Raw genomic sequence first — 20,429 nt, 5'->3', positions numbered from 1 at the left:
CTCACCCTTAATTGCGCGGCAAGCACGAGTCTCCGCTCCAGTCCTCGCCATGATTGCGTAACAGCGCATACCGAAAGTCATGGCCGTCCCCACTGTGGAACTGGGAATGCGGCCCCGCTGCCCAGGCTCTCCGGGTCATCCGCCGTCAGGTAATCCCACAGTCGCTCGAAGACCGCGCCCGAACTGACTTGTCTCGCATCGATCTCTTCAGCAGTCAGGCAAGCATCATCACGCTCGGCCACATCGACCATGGAGCGCACCAGCGTTTCGATGCGGGCGGCATCCTCCAGGCACCAAGCGAACCCGGTGGCCAGTTCGATGTTAGGCCCAACGGTCACCGCGCCATTGGCGCGCATGACCAGGGATGGGGCTTGTCCAAGGTGCGCCGCCAGCTCCGCCGCCAAAGCGTCGTCCCGCAATAAACGCGGATCGTCCCAGAAGCGGCACGCCGCATTGAATGCACCTACACCATGACGCGGCTTCGGCACGCTGCGCAGTGTGGAGAGTGCTACGACATGTGGCGGCATGAAGCGACAAATACCGCCCACGTCCGGACGTCGCCGGTAGATTTGCTGGTGGATGCGAACCTCGCCCAGCACACCGGGCGGTAGCGCCCCTTCGATCGGCACTATCGTCCCCGGCTCACCGACTTCGATACGGCCCATGGGGCGGGCCGCGCAGACCACGAAGGACTCTGCATCGATCCGGGCGCTGCAGTGCCCCCAGGCCTGAACCAGGCCATGTCGGCCCAACGCGCGCGCAGCCACGCGCACGCGCTGTTCAAGAGTGGAAATATCGACGCCGCTCATACAGGGTGCGCCCCCACATCGACGAAGATCTGCCCACCCTCGACTGTGACCGGCCAGCTTCGCAACGGGTGCTCACATGGCATCGCGCAGGCATGCCCTGTACGAATGTCGAAACGTCCGAAGTGCCAACTGCACTCGACCTCGTAGCCATCGAGCGAACCATCCTCCGACAAGGATGCCTCGCCGTGGGAGCAGATGTCGTCGGTGGCGAAGAACTCCCCGTTGACGCAGTAGATTGCCAGAGCGTGACCGGATGGCAGCTTGACGCGAAGAATCTCACCCTCAGCTACGTCATCGGTCGCGCACAGGCCCACGAGGTCAGTCAGGTCAACTGTCTCGATGATGTTAGTCATATCACTGTCCTCACAGCATTGTGCTGCCGCCGTTGACGCTGATTACCTGACCGGTGACGAAGGCCGCCTCCGGCTGAGCCAGGTAGCCAACCATCGACGCAACCTCTTCGATCTCGCCCACCCGGCCCATCGGAATGACATCCAGAAATCGCTGGGCGAGCTCGGGGTTGGCGTTCTTGATTCTGACCCACACTTCGGTGTTCACCGCGCACGGCGCAACCGTGTTCACCGTAACGCCCTGGCGGGCGAACTCGCGCGCCAGGCCGGTGGTCAGTCCGTGCATACCGCCCTTGGCTGCGTTGTAGGCCGCATGGTCCGGCAGACCGTTGCGTACCGAGTCGGCGCCGATGTTGATGATCCGACCGTACTGCCGAGCAAGCATGTCCGGCAGGAATACCCGGCTGCACCACAACGCAGTCCACAGGTTACGATCGATGGTGGCCTTCAAGGTCTCGGGTGTATGCTCCAGGAAAGGCCGGATCACACCGCCCCCCGCGCAGTTCACCAGTATCTGTACCGAACCGAAGCGCTCGACCGCAGCCCGGTGCAGTCCCTGGGCACCTTGCTCTTCAGAGAGATCGGCGGCATGCACCGCTATAGCGTCCGCATGCTTGGCGGCCAGACGCTCGCAAAGCAACGAGAGGCCCGACTCATCGATATCCGAGGCGGTGACCCGGGCCCCCAACCCCAGCAGCCGCTCGACGATCCCCAGACCGATACCGTGGGCTCCGCCCGTAACTACTGCGACCTGTCCCTCCAAGGGCAAGGCGTTTCTGCTCAGCGTGCTCATGCCAGTACCCCCTTTGCATGGGGTGTGGGCATCCGCTCGCGTTCGATCGGTCCGCTGCGACCGAACTGGCCGTCCGGCACTGCTCCCCATGCATCCAGCGACTCGGGCACAGGTTCCATGTAGCGCGGCGGACGAGCGCCGTGCTCAGCGAACTCCTCCATGCCGAAGCTGTACTCCACGGTGATGCCGTCGGGGTCGAGGAAGTAGAAAAAGACGCTGTCCGACGGCGGATGCCGACCGGGACCGAAGACCACCTTGATATCGTGCTGCTTGATGCGATACAGCGCCTTGCCGATATCGTCGATGTCCGTGACCATGAAATTGACATGATGGAAATGACTGCTGCTCGCTGGACCAACTGCGAACGTGTGGTGGAACGGATTGGGATGGCAACGCATGAAGACGATGCGGTCTTCGATCAGGTCCGAAACCCGAAAGCCGAAGTCATCAACCAGGGAATCGCGAGATCCTTCGAAGTTCTCGCTGCCAATCACCACATGGCCGATACGCGCGATCTTGGCCACTGTCGGAACGAACGGATTGCTGAGGTGCATGTTCCCGACAAACAGTTCGAACAGCAGTCCGCTGTGGCGTTCACGCACGCGGAAACCTAGTCCCTGCCTAAGCTGCTTGGCCTCCTCCGCCGATACCCAAGTGGGTTGCATGCCGCGCTGGTCGAAATGCTCGAAGGCGGCGCGCACGTCACTCTCTTGCTCCAGCTCGAAGCCCACACGCTTGAGACCGTGTCCGGGCGCCTGGTAGAGAACAATGTTGTGGTGGTCGCGACTGCAGCGAAAATAGGCGATGTCGCCATCCTGCTTCACAAGGTCGAGCCCGACGATGTCACGATAGAACGGCACTGACCTGGACAGATCGGTCACGTTGATCGCGGCATAGGCCAACTTCTTGTAGCGGAAGGGAAGTGTGATATCCATCGTTGTGCTCCGTTACAGAATGATGCTGACCCGGCCATGCGGGCGCAGCGCTTCGAGGTCCAGGAAACAGCGCTTCTCAACGATGCGCAGTTGCCCATCGATTCGACGCAACCGATAGTGCGTGCTACCGACATAGGCATCACTGTTGCCGAGCTTCATGCGGTAGGTCACGAAGGCGGAGGCCACCTGAATCTCTTCGGCATTGGCAGCCAGAATGCGGATATTGCTGACCAAGTGGCGCGTCCGTGAGCGCGGGTACTCGGCGTGAGCCGTCTTCTTCATCAGCCGAATCACCCGCTCGCGCAAGCGCACGGCGTCATCGGCGATATAAAACAGGCTGTCGTCGGCGCTGGCGGTGCGCGGCAGGTCGGTCGACGGCACGAAGTAGCTGCAGTCCTCGGTGAACAGGGCCAGCCAGTCGTGCAAATGCCAGGTATCCAGCAGTTCAGCCTCGTGATAAAGCAGGTCCTCCACTTCGCTGCGGGTGACGAAGGCGGCGAAGTCCTGGGACGATGGGATACGCAGAGGTTCTTTTTCTAGGGCAACGGCACTCATCGGCTTATCCTCAGGCCAAAGCGATGGTAGGTATGTATTGAACGCCGGAGTCGGGCGTGGGCGCGCCACCGATGAATTGGTTCCATCGCGTCCAGAAAGCACGCATCTGCAGCTCATCGTCGTAGTTGGCCGTTTCCTTGCCCATTCCCTTGGAAATGTCGCTCCACGGCACCAGTCGGTAGTTGCTGAAGCCGTTCTGGCAGGACTCCAGCGCTTCGACATCGTCCGGCGTTGCGAAACCGCCTGGGCCAAGGAACTCCAGGAAGTTGCTGAGGCGGTACTTGCGCGCCCAGTCGGACTCCTCGTTCGGCGCCAATGACCAACCGTTGACATGCATGTAGTTCGGCGCCTGCGGATAGAAGGTCCGCACCGTAATTGCCATGATGTCGTTGATGATGAGATTCGGGAAAATCAGCAGGTTGCGGTTCTTGTACGCCATGCGGTCGGCCATCTCCGCACCATGCAGTTCGACCAACCGTGCATAGATCTGGTCGATCTCTTGCTTGCCCTCCTCCCCCCAGATCGGAACCCAGGAGGCAATCGGCCGTCCCCAAGGAGCACTGAATTCAATTACCGCATGACCATTACCGAGGTCAGTGCTCTTGCCTTCGAGCTTGGCGCCCGAAAAGCCATCATTGATGTTTTTCAGGTAGTCGAGATAACTCGCGTGGGTGCTGACAGCGTGATAGCCGTCAATACTGTTCTCAACGAGCAATTTCCAGTTTGCACGGATGGCGTATTCCTGGGTGCCGGTGGTGATACCCATGCCGCTCTCGGAATACTTGGAAACCAGTTCGAGGTACTCCTTGGCTCCTGCCAAATAGTCGGGCAGTGGTTCCACCTCGGCATTGAAGCTGACGAAGCAAAAGCCGGCGTAGATGTCGAAGCGCGGCACCGGCACTAGGTTGCCCGCGCCGCCAGTAATGAAGTCAGCGCAATAGCGCTCCTTGCCAGGCTGACTCTTCAGGTTGCCATCGCAACCGAATACCCAGCCATGGTAGAAGCACTGGAAGTTCTTGGAGTTGCCTGATCGCTCACGGCAAACAGTGGCGCCACGGTGCGGGCAGGTATTGAAGAAAGCATTGATCGTCCGATCCGTTCCCATTGTCACCAGCAGGTTGCGGCGCGCGACAGTGCGAGTGACGAAATCGCCAGGCTTTTTGAACTCGGATGTGTGGCCAACATAAAGCCAGCAGCGGTCGAAGATCTTCTCGTACTCCTCGGCCAGGACCTCTTCGCTCACGAACGACTCGCGAGCCACACGGAACAAGAGGTTTTCATCGTCGATCTCTACCAGATTCTTGTCATTATTCATGGTGGTTTCCTCGTAGTTCAGACTGCATGCATTCAGACGGCACAGTCGCGTAATGGGATGGTTGGGTCAGCCAGCCGTTGCGGATCGACGCTACTGCGTTGCTTCACCCAACGACGTGCCACAGCCATGTCTTTTGGTGAGTTGACCGTCGCGCAACCGATGACCTGCTGATTGGCGTCGAGTCGAAAAACGCTGAAGACGTCTCCATGCTCATCCCCGCGGACAATCCGCCGGCCATTAGCCGCGTCCCCAACGACCTGCAAGTTGATCGGTCCTTGGTCAGACCAGAACCACACCGGGGCTTCGTAGGGCACCGCTTCGCCCATCAGGTTCTTGACCAGATTCAGTGCATGGTCCTGGGCGTTGGCCCAGGTCTCGATGCGCCCGAAACCTCCGCCATTGGGCTGTGAGGCGATATCGCCGGTGGCAAAGATGCCGGGAACGACAGTCTGGCTGTACGCATCGACCCGCACCCCAGTGGCATCGGTGATATCCAGGTGTTCAAAGCCCTCGATGTTCGGCGTTACACCGATACCGACCAGCACAGCCTCTGCGGGCACGGTGCCGCCGTCGGAAAGCCTGAGACGCCCATCGTCCAGCAACTCGGTGGCCGCCACGCCGTAGCGAATGTCCACCCCGTTTCGCCGGTGCGCCCGATCCAGATAAGCGGAAACCACCTCGTCCACGCTGCGCGACATGAGCCGGTCAGCAGCTTCGATCAGGGTCACCGGACAGTTCAGCGCACGCGCTGCAGCGGCAACCTCGAGTCCAATCACGCCTCCGCCAACGATCGCTAGTGACTTCCCTGCTTCAAGGTCGGCGCGCAAGCGCGCTGCATCTTCGAGCGTGCGCAGGTAGTGGACCCGATGTGCACCCTGAAATGCCGAGGACAGTCGGCGTGGCTGCACACCCGTGGCGATCACCAGCCGGTCAAAGGCAAGCTGGCGACCGTCATCCAAGACGATGCTGTGCGCCTGAGCGTCAGCACGGACCACTTTGCAACCGAGCTCCAAGAGAATGCTCTGCTCCTCGTAGTCAGCCCGTGTCTTGATCGACTTGTGAGCGCTTGCCTCTGGCCGCAGCATTTCCTTGGATAGCTGCGGCCTTTCATACGGCAAGTGGCTCTCCTCTCCCACTAGGGTGATTTCACCGGCGAATCCGTTGCGGCGCAGGCCGAAGGCCACCGTCGCCCCGGCCTGACCGGCACCGATAATCACGATCTTGCTGATGTCTTCGCCCATCGGATTGACCATCCTCTCTCGCTTGTATCGCACCCACGTACGTGGGTGTTTTTACTTATAATACAAACAGACCAGATTGTCTGTTTGTTTTCAAAAAAAATCATCCGCCTCGAATTCACCTGTCAAGTTGCTAGGGCCTTCTTGCCGCTTGACGGCGATTTACAACCGGATCCCTCACTAATTTCGAGCTAGCAGAGCCGTACCTCTCAGTTCCCCGCGTCCGGTCCACGTCTCAGGGCATGGCGAATCTCATCGAGTGCACTAGGGTCGTCAAGGGTGGACAAGTCCCCTGGATCCGCCTGCAGCGCCAGGGCTTGCAATGACCGACGAAGTAATTTGCCTGAACGCGTTTTCGGCAGGAGATTGACGATATACACCCGAGCAGGTCGCGCCACCGCCCCCAGACGGCTCTCTACCGCCTGGCGTATCTCTGCCGCAGCCTCTCGGCGCTGGAGTTCATCGGAAGCAGTCTTACGGAGCGTGACAAAGGCAACTGGTACCTGCCCCTTGATCTCGTCGGGGACACCGATAACTGCCGCCTCGGCAACGCGGGAAGCTTCCGCAGCGGACTCCTCGATTTCGCGAGTCCCCAGACGATGCCCAGCAACGTTGATGACATCATCGGTACGCCCAAGAATGTAGGTGTAACCGTCCTCATCCTGGACCGCCCAATCAAGCGAGCTGTAGACCTGCTCCTTGAAGTGCCCAAAGTAGCTACTACAGAAGCGATCATCATCACGCCAGATCGTCGTCATGAAGCCCGGTGGTAACGGCGGCTCAACGACAAGCATGCCTTTTTGATGCGCCGCGACAGGCGCCCCGCTGAGCTCATCAATCACCTTGATCCTGTAGCCCAAATTCGGCAGGCCAGCCGAGCCTAACTTCACAGGTTTCATTTCCAAGCCAGGATGAAGGGTAATCGCCGGCCAGCCAGTCTCGGTCTGCCAGTAGTTGTCGATGACTGGCTTGCCGAGTGCCCGACTGATCCAGTTAGCTGTCGGCTCGTCCAGGGGTTCCCCGGCCAGGAAGAGGTAGCGCAAGGCATTCAAGTCGTGCCGAGCAATGGCGTCGGTATTGAACCTCTTCAACACACGGACGGCCGTCGGTGAGGAAAACATGGTACGCACGGCATACCTTTCACATAGCGACCACCAGATGCCGGCATCCGGATGGGTAGGCAAGCCCTCATACAACAACGAAGTCGCACCGACGATTAGCGGCCCATAGACATTGTAAGAATGCCCGACCGCCCAACCGACATCCGAGGTCGAGAACATCACCTGCCCAGGAGCAACGTCAAAAACCGTCTCCATTGACAGCGCCAGGGCAACCGCATAGCCACCGACATCGCGTTGTACCCCCTTGGGTTTTCCGGTAGTGCCCGATGTGTAAAGCAGGTAGCTGGGATCGTTCGACTCCAGCCACTCCACTGACACCTGCGCATCACCAACAGCGGCGCGCAAAGTCGCGTAGTCTTCGTCACGCCCCGGTACCCAGGTCAGCTCTGGCTGCAAACCACGAGACACTATCAGCACCTTGGGTGGCGGTGACTCCGACTCCGCACAGGCTTGGTCCACCAGTGGTTTGTACGGAATGACCCGGCCACCGCGCATCCCTGCATCGGCAGTAATCAGCAACTTAGGCTGCGAGTCGTCGATGCGCGCCGATAAGTTACGCGCAGCGAAGCCGCCAAAGACTACGGAGTGGATCGCCCCGATCCTCGCACAAGCAAGCATGGCGAAAACTGCCTCAGCCATGTTCGGCATGTAGATGACGACTCGGTCACCCTTTTCTACGTTGAGTCGCTTGAGTACTGCGGCGAAGGTATTAACTTCCCGATACAGCTGCGCATAGGTGATCTCCTGGGTAACTCCTGTTTCCGAGGAAACAGCTACCAACGCCAACTGTTCGGCACGCTCTGGCAAGTGGCGATCGAGGGCGTTGAAGCAGAGGTTGGTCTGACCACCAACAAACCATTGTCGGAAGGGTGGGTTCGACGCCTCAAGGATTCTCTGCGGCTGAACGTGCCAATGGATGCGCTGCGCTTGTTCGGCCCAGAAACTCTCAGGATCGTCCACGGAATGACGATAGAGATTAAGATAGCGATCCTCCTTCTTTGCTCCGTCCGGACGGATCAATCCACTCGAATAGCTCATATTCTTCTTTCCTTCACATGAATGAAGAGAGTTTCTATGGCTACGACCTAGAAACTCTTGGTATAGGAAATCGATGTAACTATCTGCGAATGCGATACTTCGATGGGCTTGTCGGTGATCGGCAGGCTGTCATTGGATACTTTCTTCTTGAATCCGTAGGCCAGAGAAAAATCGACTACATCCTCAGGGCTGAAGGCATATGAAAAGCCTCCCGAGAGACTGGTAGTCGGTGTCGAAGGAATGATTGGCATTGTACCACTTGAAGGGTTGGCCAGTTGGGCATAGTGCACGCCCGCTCGAAACACCCAGTTCGCACCGTAGCGGTATTGCGCTCCCAACGAATACACGTTGGTGTCCCGATAATTGAAAGGCAGTTTCAGATTGATAGTGTCGCCCGTGGCTTTCTGCTTGAAGTTGACTTCTATGTCATCCATGACATCGCTCCAGTAGACACGCTTGTAGTCGAACGCAACAGCAAACTGATCACTGAATTCGTGACTGATGCCCGCAACGAGAGATGCTGGCATCTCGAAGTTATGTAGCTTGAGTTCACCCGAGAGAGGGATATTACCCGCGACAGCGCTTACTGCCGTCAAATCGGCATTGCCAGACAGGTCTCCAACATGGGTCTTGAAGTTGTATACAATCCCCACCCGTGTTTTTGGGGTCAACTGATAGGTCAGACCAAGCCGGCCACCTATGCCCCAGGAGTCCACGCCACCACCGCTGGCACGGTGATTGTCCGCGGATAGATAACCTGCCGACAGCTCCGGCACGCTCAGCAACGCTGGCATCAATGAGCCGGACACCTGGCCTTGTCCAACCAATGTACCAATCTGTGTGGTATCCAGTAGGAGTCCCAAGTTCACCGACGTCCACACAGCATCCAACGATGCCCCGACGGACAACTTCTCGTTCACCTGGTAAGCCGCAGAGAACGGTATCCGCAAAACTATCAGACGGGAGTAGTTTTCCAGCCCTGTATTAAGATTATTGGTCGTGGTACGCGAGAGAAAGCTGGTGTCTCCAAACTGGGTTCCAACCCCATCGGAAGCAAAAGCACCGACTCCCAGCGCATATCGCTCACCACGCCACACCAAAGAAAGCTCAGGCGCCACGTAAGGCCCGTTGTTGCGCCCACGACTATGGGAGTCGGCTTTTTCGCCGGTAGCGGTATTCTTGACTTCCAATTCCGCAGTAATGATGTCCATTCCCAGCCCCAGATGCATACCTTCTTGCATCTGAGTAAGCGTTGCCGGGTTCAGCATCATACCTTGTGCCCCGATATTGAAGGCTGCACCAATCCCCCCCATACCTTGGGAAACCGGTCCAACCCCGACGAGGTTGAAAGCATCTGTTGCAGACGCAATACCACAGTACAAGCACGTCAAAATGCCGCAGGCACTTAAGCTGTATATTGTTTTTTTCATCAGCTAGTCCTTATTTTATTATATTGCAATTAGCCTTTAGGAGTTCCGGCCGTCCGTAAACTTGTCATAAAAGACTCTTTCCAACGGTATGCCTTGCTCCGCAAGACGAGAGATGGCGGCATCTATCATCGGTGGAGGTCCACAGAGATAACCCTCTGCCCCCTCGCAGAAATCAGCAGCAATATGCTCGGTCACAAGGCCACGTGCGCCGGTCCAGTTACTGCATTCCTGTTCATGCGAAAGCACCGGAATAAAACGAAAATCACCTTGCCAGTTGGCAGCGATATTGCTGATTATATCGAGTTGATATAGATCATCCTGAGTGCGTGCGCCAAACAACAACGTACAGTCTCGCTTGATACGATTTGCTCGCGCGTGCTGTAGGATACTTATCAGTGGTGCCAAACCACTGCCTCCAGCGATACACACCATCGGCGCATCACCGCCATGCAAGTGGAAGGTACCTTGGGGAGCCTCCATTTCCAGTGGCCGACCATCCAACTCGCCACGGAACAAGGCTTCGGTGAATTCGCCTCCTGGCACCTTGCGGATATAGAACTCAAGGGTGCTCTGCCCCTTGCGTTGCGGTGCATTGGCGAATGAATAAGAGCGGAAGCGAGAGGAACCCGGGACACGCAAGTTCGCATACTGGCCGGCCAGATAGTGCACTGGTCGATCCGACTGGATCACTACCTTGAGAATGTCGTGAGTGAGCGGCTCCGTCGCTACAATAGTGGCAGCGAACTGCTCGGTTGCCGGCTGATCGGCCGACGGCGGGTCAATCTCAACTACGGTGAGTTCATCACGCGGAAACGCTTGGCAGGCCAGAATGTAGCCCGCATCCAGCTCAGCCTTTGACAAGGTGTAACCAAACGGAGTTGCCTCTCGAACACGCCCCTGCTTCAGGCGCGTCTTGCAAGAGGCGCAGGTACCAACCGTACAGTCGTGAGGATAGGCAATACCATTGGCCAACACAGCCTCCAGCAGCGTTTGCCCCGGATTAAGCGAGATCGTTATGTCCTGAGGCAGGATTCGCAGTTGTTTCTGCACTGCCTTGCCGAAGATGGATTGAAAGAAACTTCTCATTGAAACCTCGCGAGAGAGACATCAGTCAAATTGGGCGGAAGAAGGTGTGCCTATACAGCCCCCATGAGGCTGCCAAGGCCGGTGCCACGCCGATTAACGATGCCAGGTTGGCGCCCTTTGGGCGCTTTCCGCCAAGATCAGTGCTCGACTCGGTGCAAACTGCACAACCGCGCAGCGCCAAGTGTTCACTCAACCGATCCCGATAACTCATCTACCTCGGAGACTGACACTCCAGGAGTCAGCCTCCAAGACCAACAGAGATGGGACATCAGACAGTCGACGGGCTGTGGCCAATCACTCATTTCTGGATTTTCCAGCGTGGGACAACACTTACTCCATGTGATCAGCCGCGAGCCAAGGAAGGACCATCAGGCTGACTGCCACGCCCTCCCTGATCATTGAACCAATCATCCCATCCCGCCTCACGATTCTGCTCCTGCGCAAGGCGCCGCTCGGCCGGTGATGCATATTCGTTGTCCCAGCGTTTGAGCGCAGGTTTGATGATCGCTCGATACCAAAGGGGTGGAATGAAGCCCGACAGGAAGCATGCGATGATGCTTGGTATGATGATCGCCTCACGATCCGGCACCAGCTTGTAATATGGGATGTAGGAGTTGAGATGGTGGTCTGCGTGGTTGGTGATTTCAAACGCATACAAGCGTGAGAGCGTTCCAAAGTGATTCCAGACGTGCCGCTTTTCGATGGGCATGCCGACCAAACGGACTTGGCCGTAATGCTGGTAGTAGTTGAATGCCTCAACCCAAAAACGAGCGATGATCATCGAGATCGAACAAAGACCCACCGCCATCCCACCGCCAATGGCATAGATGCACCCCAGGAACACTACAATGGCCAGCAGCGCGCGCCAGACCGAGTGACGGATCGAATAGCGACCGTAACCGCGTTTCTCCAGATTGTCTGCATCCAGCTTCAGCTCCCAGCGGACGGACTCCACCACTGCACGAACGACGAATCTGTACAGATTCATACCGCGTGCCGCAGTATCAATGTCCTCAGCCGTCCCCACGTCGCGGTGGTGGCCGACTACGTGCACTTCCATGCGCATGACATCGAGAAATACGATCTGGCCATAGCGCCCAACAAAGCGAGCCAACCGCCCGCGCGAGTGATACAACTCGTGGGTTGCAGGAACGCCAGGCACAACCGAAAGCCATGCCAACCCCAGCACACCGGCTGCCATTTGCAATCCGGTCAGATCGTTATTTGCTACCGACCACGCGAAGCCGAAGTACATGAACGGCAATAACAGCGTCGAAGCCCAGATCGGCAAGTAAGCCCAGAAATGGTTCTTCATTCGGCGCTCAGATAGATCGAGCGGCAGCAGCATGTCAAGGATGGCAATGGCCGGAAAAGCCCCAATTGCAATCCAAGTGTAATGACCACCCCAATAGAACCCCAGAATCGCAAAGACTTGTACCAGGGGTGCGAAGTAGTACTTGATGTATTCCCACATGATCGGTCTCCTTAAGCGGACGTGACGTCCTCGCACGCGAGGGCAGGATTTCGTTCAGTCATCGAGTAGTGCGCAGACCGTCTTAGTCTCTGTATAGGCAGACAGCCCTTCCTCCGAGACCTCGCGCCCCCAGCCTGACTGCTTGAATCCTCCAAATGGTGCAGCTGGATCGATCACACCGTGACAGTTGATCCACACCGAACCCGCCTGCAAGCGGTGCGCGACCCGGTGGGCCTTCTTGATGTCCCGCGTCCAAATATTGGCGGCCAAGCCATAAGCTGTGTCGTTGGCCATCCGGATCGCCTCGGCTTCATCTTTAAATCGGATGACACTGACTACAGGCCCGAAAATCTCTTCTTGAGCGATCCGCATTGATGGGGCTGCGTCGGCAAAAACAGTGGGCTGGAGGAAATAGCCTTTCTCTCCGACTGACTTCCCGCCACAGACCAGCCTTGCGCCCTGCTCTATCCCAGACTGCACATAGCCCATCACCCGCTCTTGCTGTTTGCGAGACACCAACGGCCCCAACAGAGTGTCCGGATCCAAGCCATTGCCGACCTTGAACTGTGCCGCCGCCGCCGCCACAGCTTCGACCACTTGGTCATACACGCTGTCCTGGACGAACAGCCGACTGGCGGCGAAACAGATCTGTCCCGAGTTGAAGAAGACTGCGAGTGCAGCCCCCAGACCGACTTGGTCCAGATCCGCGTCGGCAAATACGATGCTCGGCGATTTGCCGCCAAGCTCAAGGGTGACACGCTTCATATTGCCCAGCGCGTACTCGACAATCTTCTTGCCAACTACTGTCGAGCCTGTGAAGGTGATCTTGTCGACCCCCGGATGACGCGCCAACGCTTCGCCCGCTTCGTGCCCATGACCATTGACGATGTTGAGCGCGCCTTCTGGCAGCCCCGCCTCAAGGCACAGCTCTGCAAGCCGGAGAGTGCTCAGAGGCGTGAGTTCTGTGGGCTTCAGCACCATGGTGCAGCCGGCAGCCAGCGCCGAAGCGATCTTCCACGAGCCCAGCGCAAGCGGGTAGTTCCAAGGCGTAATGGCACCAACTACACCAATCGGCTCACGTCGGGTATAGGTGTGGTATTCACGCCCATCGAATGAAATTGGAGGGGTCGTCCCTCCAAGTTTGGAACACCAACCACCCATATAGCGGAAGACGTCGATTGTCGAAGGCAGGTCGATGGCCTTGGCGAACGTCAAGGCCTTGCCGGTATCCAGTGACTCCAGATACGCCAATTCGTCAGCATGCTCTTCAATCTTGCGTGCGACGTTCTCCAGGATCCGACCACGATCGATCGGACGAATTTTCCGCCAGGCTGGCGACTCGAATGTAGCGCGCGCGACCCGTACCGCTTCGTCGATATCTTCGTGTCGGCCCTGCGGAATATGGGCGATGATTTCCTCGGTAGCGGGATTTTCGACAGTAATGGTCTCGCCGGAAATCGAGCCCTTCCACTGCCCGCCGATAAGATTACGATTGCGGAACCCGGCCGGATCCACATTGAATTTCGAGCTAGCGCTCATAAGCTGACTCCCAAATCACAACTAAGGATGAATGTCGTGGCGAATGACGCTCAGAGGCTCATGTAAATGCCGCCATCCACCACAATGTTCTGCCCGTTTACGTAGGAGGCTTCGTCGCTAGCCAACCAAAGCGCCACTCCCGCAATATCTGCCGGCACTTGCGGTCGATCGATTGCCCGCATGGACGCAGAAACGCCCTCGAACTGCTCATGCTGCTGAGCGTTTGCGAGCGCATTTTCCGAATGGGTGTAGCCGGGAGAGATGGAGTTGACGCTGATCCCTGCCTTGGTCGTCGCAAATTCGCGCGCCATGGCACGTGTCATCGCCGCAACAGCGCCCTTGCTGGAAACGTAGTGCAACATGAAGGGCGCTCCGATGTGAGCGATTACTGAGGCGATGTTGATGATCTTGCCACCACCACCCTCGCGCATCGCGGCCGACACCGCACTGGCGCACAGCCAGGGCCCCTTGACATTGACACTGTAGAGCTTGTCCCAATCCGCAACCGAGATCGATTCCATCGGGACATAGTTGAGACCGGTGAAGATACCGGCATTGTTGACGAGCACGTCGATCTTGCCGAAGCGATCCAGTGCTGCCTTTGCCATCTGCTTGGTGCTATCAGGATCCGAAACGTCGGCAAAGACACCCAACGCTAGGTCTTCACCCAGTTCCGCCGCGGCTGCCTCAGCACCTTTCACATCAGCAATGACCACCTTCGCACCCTCAGCAAGGTAAGAGCGCACGATAGCGTTGCCAATCCCGGTTGCCGCACCAGTCACGATTGCGACTTTGTCTTTCAGTCTCATGGCAGTCTCCTTTGATTGTTTTTGTACCCTGCTGTGGAGATAATACAGACAGGTTGGTTTGTTTCTTTCTTGTCGCGATCATCCGGCTGAAAAACTCCTGAGTCAATGATTTTTTTTGGAGGACGGAGGTACCGTCCCTGCGAGGCACGAGACCCACTCCGTGTGCTAGGTAGTAGACAACCGGAAGGTAGAGCAACCCGGACGATGAACCGCCGCGATGGTCTGCGATTCATCAACGAAACCGTAATAGTCAAGAGAGCGAGGTTCCGATGAGTCACTGGATTACGATGGTAACTCCCCACGGCCCCATGAATGGATGGTCTGCCGAGCCTGACGACAAGCCCGTAGGTGGCGTGGTTCTGGTCCACGAATTCTTCGGCGTCAACGGCGACATGCGTCAAATTGCCGAACGATATGCCGAGGATGGCTACCTGACGGTGGTGCCCGCACTTTTCGATAAAATCCAACGTGAGGTCGAACTCGGCTACGCCCCAGAGGACATCCTGCTAGGCAGCAGGTTGGCAACTGAGATCGGTCTGGAGACAGCCGCAGAACTGGTTGCGACTACCGTCGACGCGATAGCTCACGCTGGAAATGTGGCGATCGTGGGCTACGGCTGGGGCGGAGCTGTAGCTCTGCGAGCAGCACAAACGCTATCAGCACCCTGTATCGTTTATGGCGGTGTACACGACGTCTTTTGGCCCTGCGAGCAATCGAGCATTCCGATACTCGTCCATTCCAGTAACGATGCCCTTGGTAGAGAGTCCCTTCTCCGCGAAAAAGTGCTGAATCTGAATGTGCTGACCTACCCTGTGGAGAGTGGTTTCTACCGAGTAAGCGATGCGCAGCGCCATCAATCCGAATGCGCAGATTTGGCGTTACGGAAATCACTGGAGTTTCTACGAGCCCACATCCGTGGAAAAGCACACTGATCGGCTGATCTGGAGTATCCGCCGGGGTAATGGCTCGCTGCCCAGCGATTGCTCCAAGGGGCCTCATCTGGCCGGGGCTCCAGCACGGAACTGAAATGGAGCTGGGCGCCGAGCAACCTCAGGCTTTGTACTGGGTCTCCCCTGTCAACGCGTGGATTCAGGTAGCGCGATCACAGTGCTGTAGCACCTGCAATTAGCCCATCGATGCGTCGCCTTTGCTTGCCCACCCAGGCACAATTACCAGCATGACTGCCTCGCCCTACCCCCGACCAGATGACTCCTGACCAAGTGCGGACACTAGCCGCGCTGTTGATGTCGCAAGGGCCAGCAGGTCGATACGATGGGCAAGAAGATCCAGCGCATCGAAGCGGTCAACGAACAGCTGCCACACGAGATCGCGCTGCTCAAGCGTCACAAGTTTGCCAAGCGCAGCAAACAGCTGAGCCTTGCCCTAGGCCGCTTGCTGAAAGACCTGATCGACACCAACATCGCCGCCATTGAAGCCGAGCTGAGGGCGTTCAACCCGCCGACAGCCCCGGCTGAGCTCTCAGGAGAAGAGATCAGTTGGGCGCCTTTGCGGAACGCACCATGTTCTCTTTAGACCATAGCGATAGCCAAAAAGAACATCAGGATTTGCATGCCCGCCTCGATCACGTGCGCTGACCGGAGAAAGAGGCCAGTCTCGGGCTGCTTCCAGAGAGTGCCACTCGTCTGCATGACACGTATCAAACAGGCCACTCATCCGCTTCATCAGCGAGCGGATTACCCGCTGGCACGAATAGTCTGAGATGATACTAAGCAGTGCTTCCACTGGGTGATATCGGCTCCGTGCATGGCAATCGAGAGTTCTCGTTAGCTGGAACTGATATCGTAAACCTCGCGCTGCCACACTAGACATTTCAACAAAGCTGCTAGCGCTTGAATTTCGCGTACCGCTCTCGCGCAATTTCGAGTGTCGAGTTCCTGACACGCTCAAAGCGTTCTTTGTCCTTCTGCCATAGGCTACGAACAGCAAGCCCACGCACCGAATTGAATATCAACCAAAGGATATCTTCTGCATCATCACGCGAAAGACCACGGCTCACCAGAACACCAAGCCACATATCCTCGACGACAAACCGATTCCTCTCTACCGTGCGCTGAATACCCTCGCGTAACGCTGGATCCCGGTCGGCAGCCACAATCAAATCAAGGCTGATAGAGAAGTCATCGTCGAGGAAAAATTCGGCGGCGTCGTCCAGCATTTGCTGGATGACGTCATCCTCTGGCTTCAATTTCGCTAATCGAGCCCGACTGCGTTCGGTGATCTGTTCGTAAAGCCATTCAAAAGTGGCAAGCAGAAGCTCAAGCTTTGTCGGGAAATGATGGCTCTGCGCTCCTCTCGAGACACCTGCAGCACCGGGCACATCTGCGATCCGGAATCCCGCGTAACCTTTTTCCCGTAAAACCCCCAGGGCCGCTGCAATCAACTTGCCCTGGGTCTCCATTGCGCGCTCTGCCTGTGTTCTTCTCTTTGGACTCATGATCACCATCTTTCTGTACTAATCGTCGTCGAGATTGAAGTCTGCTTGACACCCTCGACCTGAAAGCCCTCTGCCAAGCAAGGCACTACAATACTGCACTGGCTCAATTTATGCTCAAGACCTGCTCGTTGATAATGAGGATGCCGATCAGGTCACATCGATAACATGCTTCGCGAACGGCAGATCAATTTCCTGTTCCCCGCTCAAGTGCAGCGGTCTGGACAGGACAGCAGCATACCAATTCCGCACTAAGCCGCTGGCATTGCGTTGGCCAGGGTTGCAGTAGGCATCGAGCAAGCGCCGGGCAATGCGCAGCTCGCCCTTGAAGTTCTACCCCATTAGCGCAGTATTGCCCCGCTGGTCCTGAGCGCAGGGATCGGCGCCCGCCGTAAGCAGTTGCTCCACCGCCTAGCCCTGGCCATGATAGGCGGCAAGGATCAGGCTAACCCACATCAATTCCTATTCGATGTACTCAGGGCGTTTTCACACAGCCAGGGTCGATAGCGGCCGTTACAAATTCTCGATCTGCTCAAGTCTTGGCTCTAGCGACCTATAATGCGTCATCAACTGATCGGAGCATCGTGGTTGTAAAACGCACCTTCATTGGATTGGTCGAGGCTGGCGAGCCGCTGAGAGAGCTGAGGCTTCTGGTTTGCCCGAGCATGAAGTAGAACGTCTTCACCTATTGGCGGACTCGCTTTACCAAGCCGTCATTGACTTCCAGCTTGTCAAAGCCGGCAAGCCACCGTCGACCATTCACTGAGGCGCCGTCACTAAATGACGCACAAAACGGCAGTCCTTTACCCTGACCACCCATGTATACCGAGGCTGTGGACGCGTTGAAGCGGTACCACGAGGCGCAGGCTTCTGACTGTCCCGCCGAAGAGATCGAGCATCTGCCTCAAATTGCAGAATCACGGTTTCAAGCTGTGAACGAAATCAGCTCAACGCCCTGGGTTGCCATTCTCGAAGGCCCCATTGATGAACTCGGCAGACGGGTTTTCCCGAGGAGCCATCCGTTCATCTGAACCAATCACTGATCGAACAATGCGCCAGCGCGCTAATGATTGTCCGTCCCTGTTCCAAGCAGATCCGCTAACCGCCGACTGATCATCGCGCCCTGACACTGAGGGTGCCCCGCGAACTCGTCCGTTTCAGGAGGGCTTACCGTCACGGCCTGCCCTACACTACATTAGGTCAGATAAGCCACAGGTTATCCGACCCTATGATCGAACTGCATTGAGCGCGATGGTTGCAACAACGTTGCTGCAAATCCTCACTGATCTCTCAGACTTCCTCGCCCCCAGACACATCTGAATACATTTTATTGCGGAATGTTATTATTCCAGATTTCTCAGCGGCAAAACCTGTCGCGCCCAAAACAACCGCACTGAACATACCGAATGGTTGCAGGTCATCACCATTGGATCGTAAAACGATCCAATGAAATCAGGCTCGCTCGACAGGGCCCCCCAAACAGCAGCCCTCGCCAGCGATTCCAGGACGAACGCAGCAGGAGGCTGTGTGCCATGATCTCGATAAGAAGCTCTTACCATCCCATTGACGCCGCGATACTGTGGTGTGGCCTTTCCGAGCACGAAAACGAAATTCTTCAGATAGACCTCTCCCAGCCAGGCAGCCTGCGAAAGCATTTTCCGCAGTGGCCAAATCTACACGACCACGTCGAGTGCATCTGCGATGCCATTCTCAGCGGCGAATTGCCTGCGACTTACTTAGGACATCCGATTACGTCAGATAGCCACGTAAATCGAGTTTACTACTCCATTCGGCGAGCCGATCTCCTGGTCTGGTTCGTACGCAACCACCCCGATCAGAAGCCAGCCTTTTTGTTTTCGCAAAACGTGGATCACTCAGAATGCGTCAGCCTGGATGCGCATTTGGCCAAGCAAGCCGAGCTCGACTTTGCCATGCATACGCTTGAGCAACTGCAGCAAACCTATGCTGTCGCCGCTGATGAAATGGCTGCCCTCTCCACGCTCAACGACAAGCTGAAAGCGCGACTCGACTCACTTGGCATTCCGTCCGAGACTTCTGAAGCCATGCACGACAAGTTGATCGGCGCAATGCTCGCGACCACGCTCGGAAAAGACCAGTACGGCAAGATGCAATCGATCTATCCCAGCCAGGCTGCTCTGGTCCAAGCCATTCTGCTGCGATTTCCTGGGGTGGATGGCCTGAGCAAAAGTACCATTGATCGGCGATTTGCCGACGCACGCCGTCTTATAGCCCTGGTAGAACGGGGCTGACGCCGCATTGTCAGGCAATGCCCGGCATTGCCTGACAATGTTTTTCACCCTCTCTCGACCTTCACTAACTGTCACATCCCACCACGCGCCACTCGGCGCTACGGAGTGACATCATGCAAGCAACCACCGCTACCCCTCTGCCCACCGACCGCCACATCATGCGCCGCGATGAAGTGGAGCAGAAAACCGGCTTCAAGCGCTCGCACATCTACAACCTGATGAAAGCCGGCCAGTTCCCACAATGCCGACGCATCGGCACACGCGCCGTTGGCTGGGATTCACTGGAGATTGAACAGTGGGTCCAGGACCGACTGTCCACGGGGGACTAAGTCATGGACGTCCTCTCGTTGATTTCGACCAAGGGCGGCGCGGGCAAGACTACCGTCGCCGCCAATCTGGGCGGTGTGCTCGCCGATGCCGGCCTTCGCGTCCTGTTGCTGGACCTGGACAGCCAACCGACGCTGTCCAGCTATTACGCCTTGTGCGAGTCCCGTGAGGCCGGCAGCTATGAACTGATCGCGCATCGGCTCACGGAGCCCGAGCAGGTGGTCTCTACAACCGTCATCCAGCACCTCGATCTGATCGTCTCCAACGACCGCGCCGGGCACATCAGCACCCTGCTGCTGCACGCCGCCGATGGCCGTCTGCGCCTGCGCAACCTGCTGCCCGCCTTCGAGGATCACTACGATGTGCTGATCATCGACACCCAGGGCGCACGCAGCGTGGTCGTGGAGATGGTCATCCTCGCCTCCGCTTGCGCGCTGTGCCCGGTGCCGCCGGAAATGCTCGTCGCGCGCGAGCTGCGCCGGGGCACGTTGAGCCTGTTCGAAGAGCTGGAACCCTATCGCTACCTAGGCGTAGCCCTGCCATCGGTGAAGCTGCTGCTTAACCAGGTCAACACCAATCGCCGCGATACGCGCCTGATCATGCAAAGCCTGCAAGCCTCTTTTCAGTCTGATCCGCATGTCAGTGTCTGCAACACGGTAATCCCCGACCGTGTGGCGTATCCCAATGCCGCCTCGCTCGGCCTGCCTGTGCACCGCGTGGAGGCAACCTCTCCGCCCGGCAGTCGCAGCCCTTGCGCCGCTGAGGTCATGTGCGGCTTGGCCATAGAGCTGTTACCACAATGGGCCGAGCAGCTTGGTGCTCTCCCCACGCCTACGTCTCGGCTCTCGGGTGCTGCCGAACACCAACTAATTCGTCGCGGCTGAGCGG

Annotated in this window: 19 protein-coding genes and 3 pseudogenes; 7 read left to right on the top strand and 15 right to left on the bottom strand. The window is 57.4% G+C overall.

The annotated features are described in order from the left end of the window. Positions 1–77: 77 nt before the first annotated feature. The 13 genes from REH59_RS13845 to REH59_RS13785 all read right to left on the bottom strand — a co-directional run bounded on the left by REH59_RS13845 (position 78) and on the right by REH59_RS13785 (position 14,492). Positions 78–809 (bottom strand): class II aldolase/adducin family protein, encoded by a 732-nt coding sequence (locus REH59_RS13845; RefSeq protein WP_012052612.1) that lies wholly within the window; start codon positions 807–809, stop codon positions 78–80. Then, positions 806–1,162 carry a non-heme iron oxygenase ferredoxin subunit gene (locus REH59_RS13840; RefSeq protein WP_012052613.1) on the bottom strand — a complete coding sequence of 119 codons (357 nt, stop codon included), beginning with the start codon at positions 1,160–1,162 and terminating at the stop codon, positions 806–808. The genes REH59_RS13845 and REH59_RS13840 overlap by 4 nt, the downstream gene beginning before the upstream one ends. Positions 1,163–1,172: 10 nt before the next feature. Next, positions 1,173–1,952, bottom strand: a complete 780-nt coding sequence (locus REH59_RS13835) for an SDR family oxidoreductase (protein WP_012052614.1) — start codon at positions 1,950–1,952, stop codon at positions 1,173–1,175. Beyond that, the gene (locus REH59_RS13830) at positions 1,949–2,887 is read right to left on the bottom strand and encodes a VOC family protein (RefSeq protein WP_012052615.1); all 939 of its coding nucleotides are present in this window, start codon (positions 2,885–2,887) and stop codon (positions 1,949–1,951) included. The genes REH59_RS13835 and REH59_RS13830 overlap by 4 nt, the downstream gene beginning before the upstream one ends. A 12-nt stretch (positions 2,888–2,899) precedes the next feature. Beyond that, positions 2,900–3,442 (bottom strand): aromatic-ring-hydroxylating dioxygenase subunit beta, encoded by a 543-nt coding sequence (locus REH59_RS13825; protein ID WP_012052616.1) that lies wholly within the window; start codon positions 3,440–3,442, stop codon positions 2,900–2,902. Positions 3,443–3,452: 10 nt separating this feature from the next. Continuing rightward, a complete protein-coding gene (locus REH59_RS13820) occupies positions 3,453–4,757 on the bottom strand; it encodes an aromatic ring-hydroxylating oxygenase subunit alpha (protein WP_012052617.1) in 1,305 nt (434 codons plus the stop codon). A gap of 32 nt (positions 4,758–4,789) precedes the next feature. Then, the gene (locus REH59_RS13815; RefSeq protein WP_012052618.1) at positions 4,790–5,998 is read right to left on the bottom strand and encodes an NAD(P)/FAD-dependent oxidoreductase; all 1,209 of its coding nucleotides are present in this window, start codon (positions 5,996–5,998) and stop codon (positions 4,790–4,792) included. Positions 5,999–6,204: 206 nt separating this feature from the next. After that, positions 6,205–8,154, bottom strand: coding sequence for a propionate--CoA ligase (gene prpE, locus REH59_RS13810; protein ID WP_012052619.1), 1,950 nt, complete (start codon positions 8,152–8,154; stop codon positions 6,205–6,207). Positions 8,155–8,201: 47 nt separating this feature from the next. Continuing rightward, positions 8,202–9,584: an OmpP1/FadL family transporter gene (locus REH59_RS13805; protein ID WP_012052620.1), complete on the bottom strand. Its 1,383-nt coding sequence runs from the start codon at positions 9,582–9,584 to the stop codon at positions 8,202–8,204. A gap of 36 nt (positions 9,585–9,620) precedes the next feature. Beyond that, positions 9,621–10,670: a 2Fe-2S iron-sulfur cluster-binding protein gene (locus tag REH59_RS13800; protein ID WP_012052621.1), complete on the bottom strand. Its 1,050-nt coding sequence runs from the start codon at positions 10,668–10,670 to the stop codon at positions 9,621–9,623. A 343-nt stretch (positions 10,671–11,013) separates the two neighbouring features. Further along, positions 11,014–12,144, bottom strand: coding sequence for an alkane 1-monooxygenase (locus tag REH59_RS13795; RefSeq protein WP_012052622.1), 1,131 nt, complete (start codon positions 12,142–12,144; stop codon positions 11,014–11,016). A gap of 54 nt (positions 12,145–12,198) precedes the next feature. Further along, complete coding sequence (locus tag REH59_RS13790; RefSeq protein ID WP_012052623.1) at positions 12,199–13,683, bottom strand: aldehyde dehydrogenase family protein; 1,485 nt, start codon at positions 13,681–13,683, stop codon at positions 12,199–12,201. A gap of 50 nt (positions 13,684–13,733) precedes the next feature. Beyond that, positions 13,734–14,492, bottom strand: coding sequence for an SDR family NAD(P)-dependent oxidoreductase (locus REH59_RS13785; protein ID WP_012052624.1), 759 nt, complete (start codon positions 14,490–14,492; stop codon positions 13,734–13,736). Positions 14,493–14,761: 269 nt separating this feature from the next. Here REH59_RS13785 and REH59_RS13780 point away from each other — a divergent pair, with 269 nt between their 5' ends. After that, positions 14,762–15,424: a dienelactone hydrolase family protein gene (locus tag REH59_RS13780; RefSeq protein ID WP_012052625.1), complete on the top strand. Its 663-nt coding sequence runs from the start codon at positions 14,762–14,764 to the stop codon at positions 15,422–15,424. A gap of 273 nt (positions 15,425–15,697) precedes the next feature. Next, positions 15,698–15,968, top strand: a pseudogene (locus REH59_RS13775) (IS66 family transposase); the annotation flags it as partial. A gap of 367 nt (positions 15,969–16,335) precedes the next feature. Here REH59_RS13775 and REH59_RS13770 read toward each other — a convergent pair. Further along, entirely contained in the window at positions 16,336–16,947 is a 612-nt protein-coding gene (locus REH59_RS13770) for a TetR/AcrR family transcriptional regulator (protein WP_158491109.1), read from the bottom strand. Between the two features lie 216 nt (positions 16,948–17,163). Beyond that, positions 17,164–17,397: pseudogene (locus REH59_RS13765) on the bottom strand (ankyrin repeat domain-containing protein); the annotation flags it as partial. A 131-nt stretch (positions 17,398–17,528) separates the two neighbouring features. Here REH59_RS13765 and REH59_RS13760 point away from each other — a divergent pair. From REH59_RS13760 to REH59_RS13740, 5 genes and pseudogenes are all read left to right on the top strand, one after another. Beyond that, positions 17,529–17,710: pseudogene (locus REH59_RS13760) on the top strand (hypothetical protein). 52 nt (positions 17,711–17,762) lie between these two features. Beyond that, complete coding sequence (locus REH59_RS13755) at positions 17,763–17,975, top strand: hypothetical protein (protein ID WP_012052629.1); 213 nt, start codon at positions 17,763–17,765, stop codon at positions 17,973–17,975. 501 nt (positions 17,976–18,476) lie between these two features. Next, complete coding sequence (locus REH59_RS13750; protein ID WP_012052630.1) at positions 18,477–19,214, top strand: hypothetical protein; 738 nt, start codon at positions 18,477–18,479, stop codon at positions 19,212–19,214. A 113-nt stretch (positions 19,215–19,327) separates the two neighbouring features. Continuing rightward, positions 19,328–19,543 carry an AlpA family transcriptional regulator gene (locus REH59_RS13745; protein ID WP_012052631.1) on the top strand — a complete coding sequence of 72 codons (216 nt, stop codon included), beginning with the start codon at positions 19,328–19,330 and terminating at the stop codon, positions 19,541–19,543. Positions 19,544–19,546: 3 nt separating this feature from the next. Beyond that, positions 19,547–20,425 (top strand): ParA family protein, encoded by an 879-nt coding sequence (locus REH59_RS13740; protein WP_012052632.1) that lies wholly within the window; start codon positions 19,547–19,549, stop codon positions 20,423–20,425. Positions 20,426–20,429: the final 4 nt, after the last annotated feature.

The sequence above is a fragment of the Pseudomonas sp. BO3-4 genome (assembly GCF_034044115.1).
Taxonomy (GTDB): domain Bacteria; phylum Pseudomonadota; class Gammaproteobacteria; order Pseudomonadales; family Pseudomonadaceae; genus Aquipseudomonas; species Aquipseudomonas alloputida.
The sequence above is the reverse complement of the archived record's forward strand: the minus strand, read 5'-3'. Positions and strand labels throughout refer to the sequence as shown.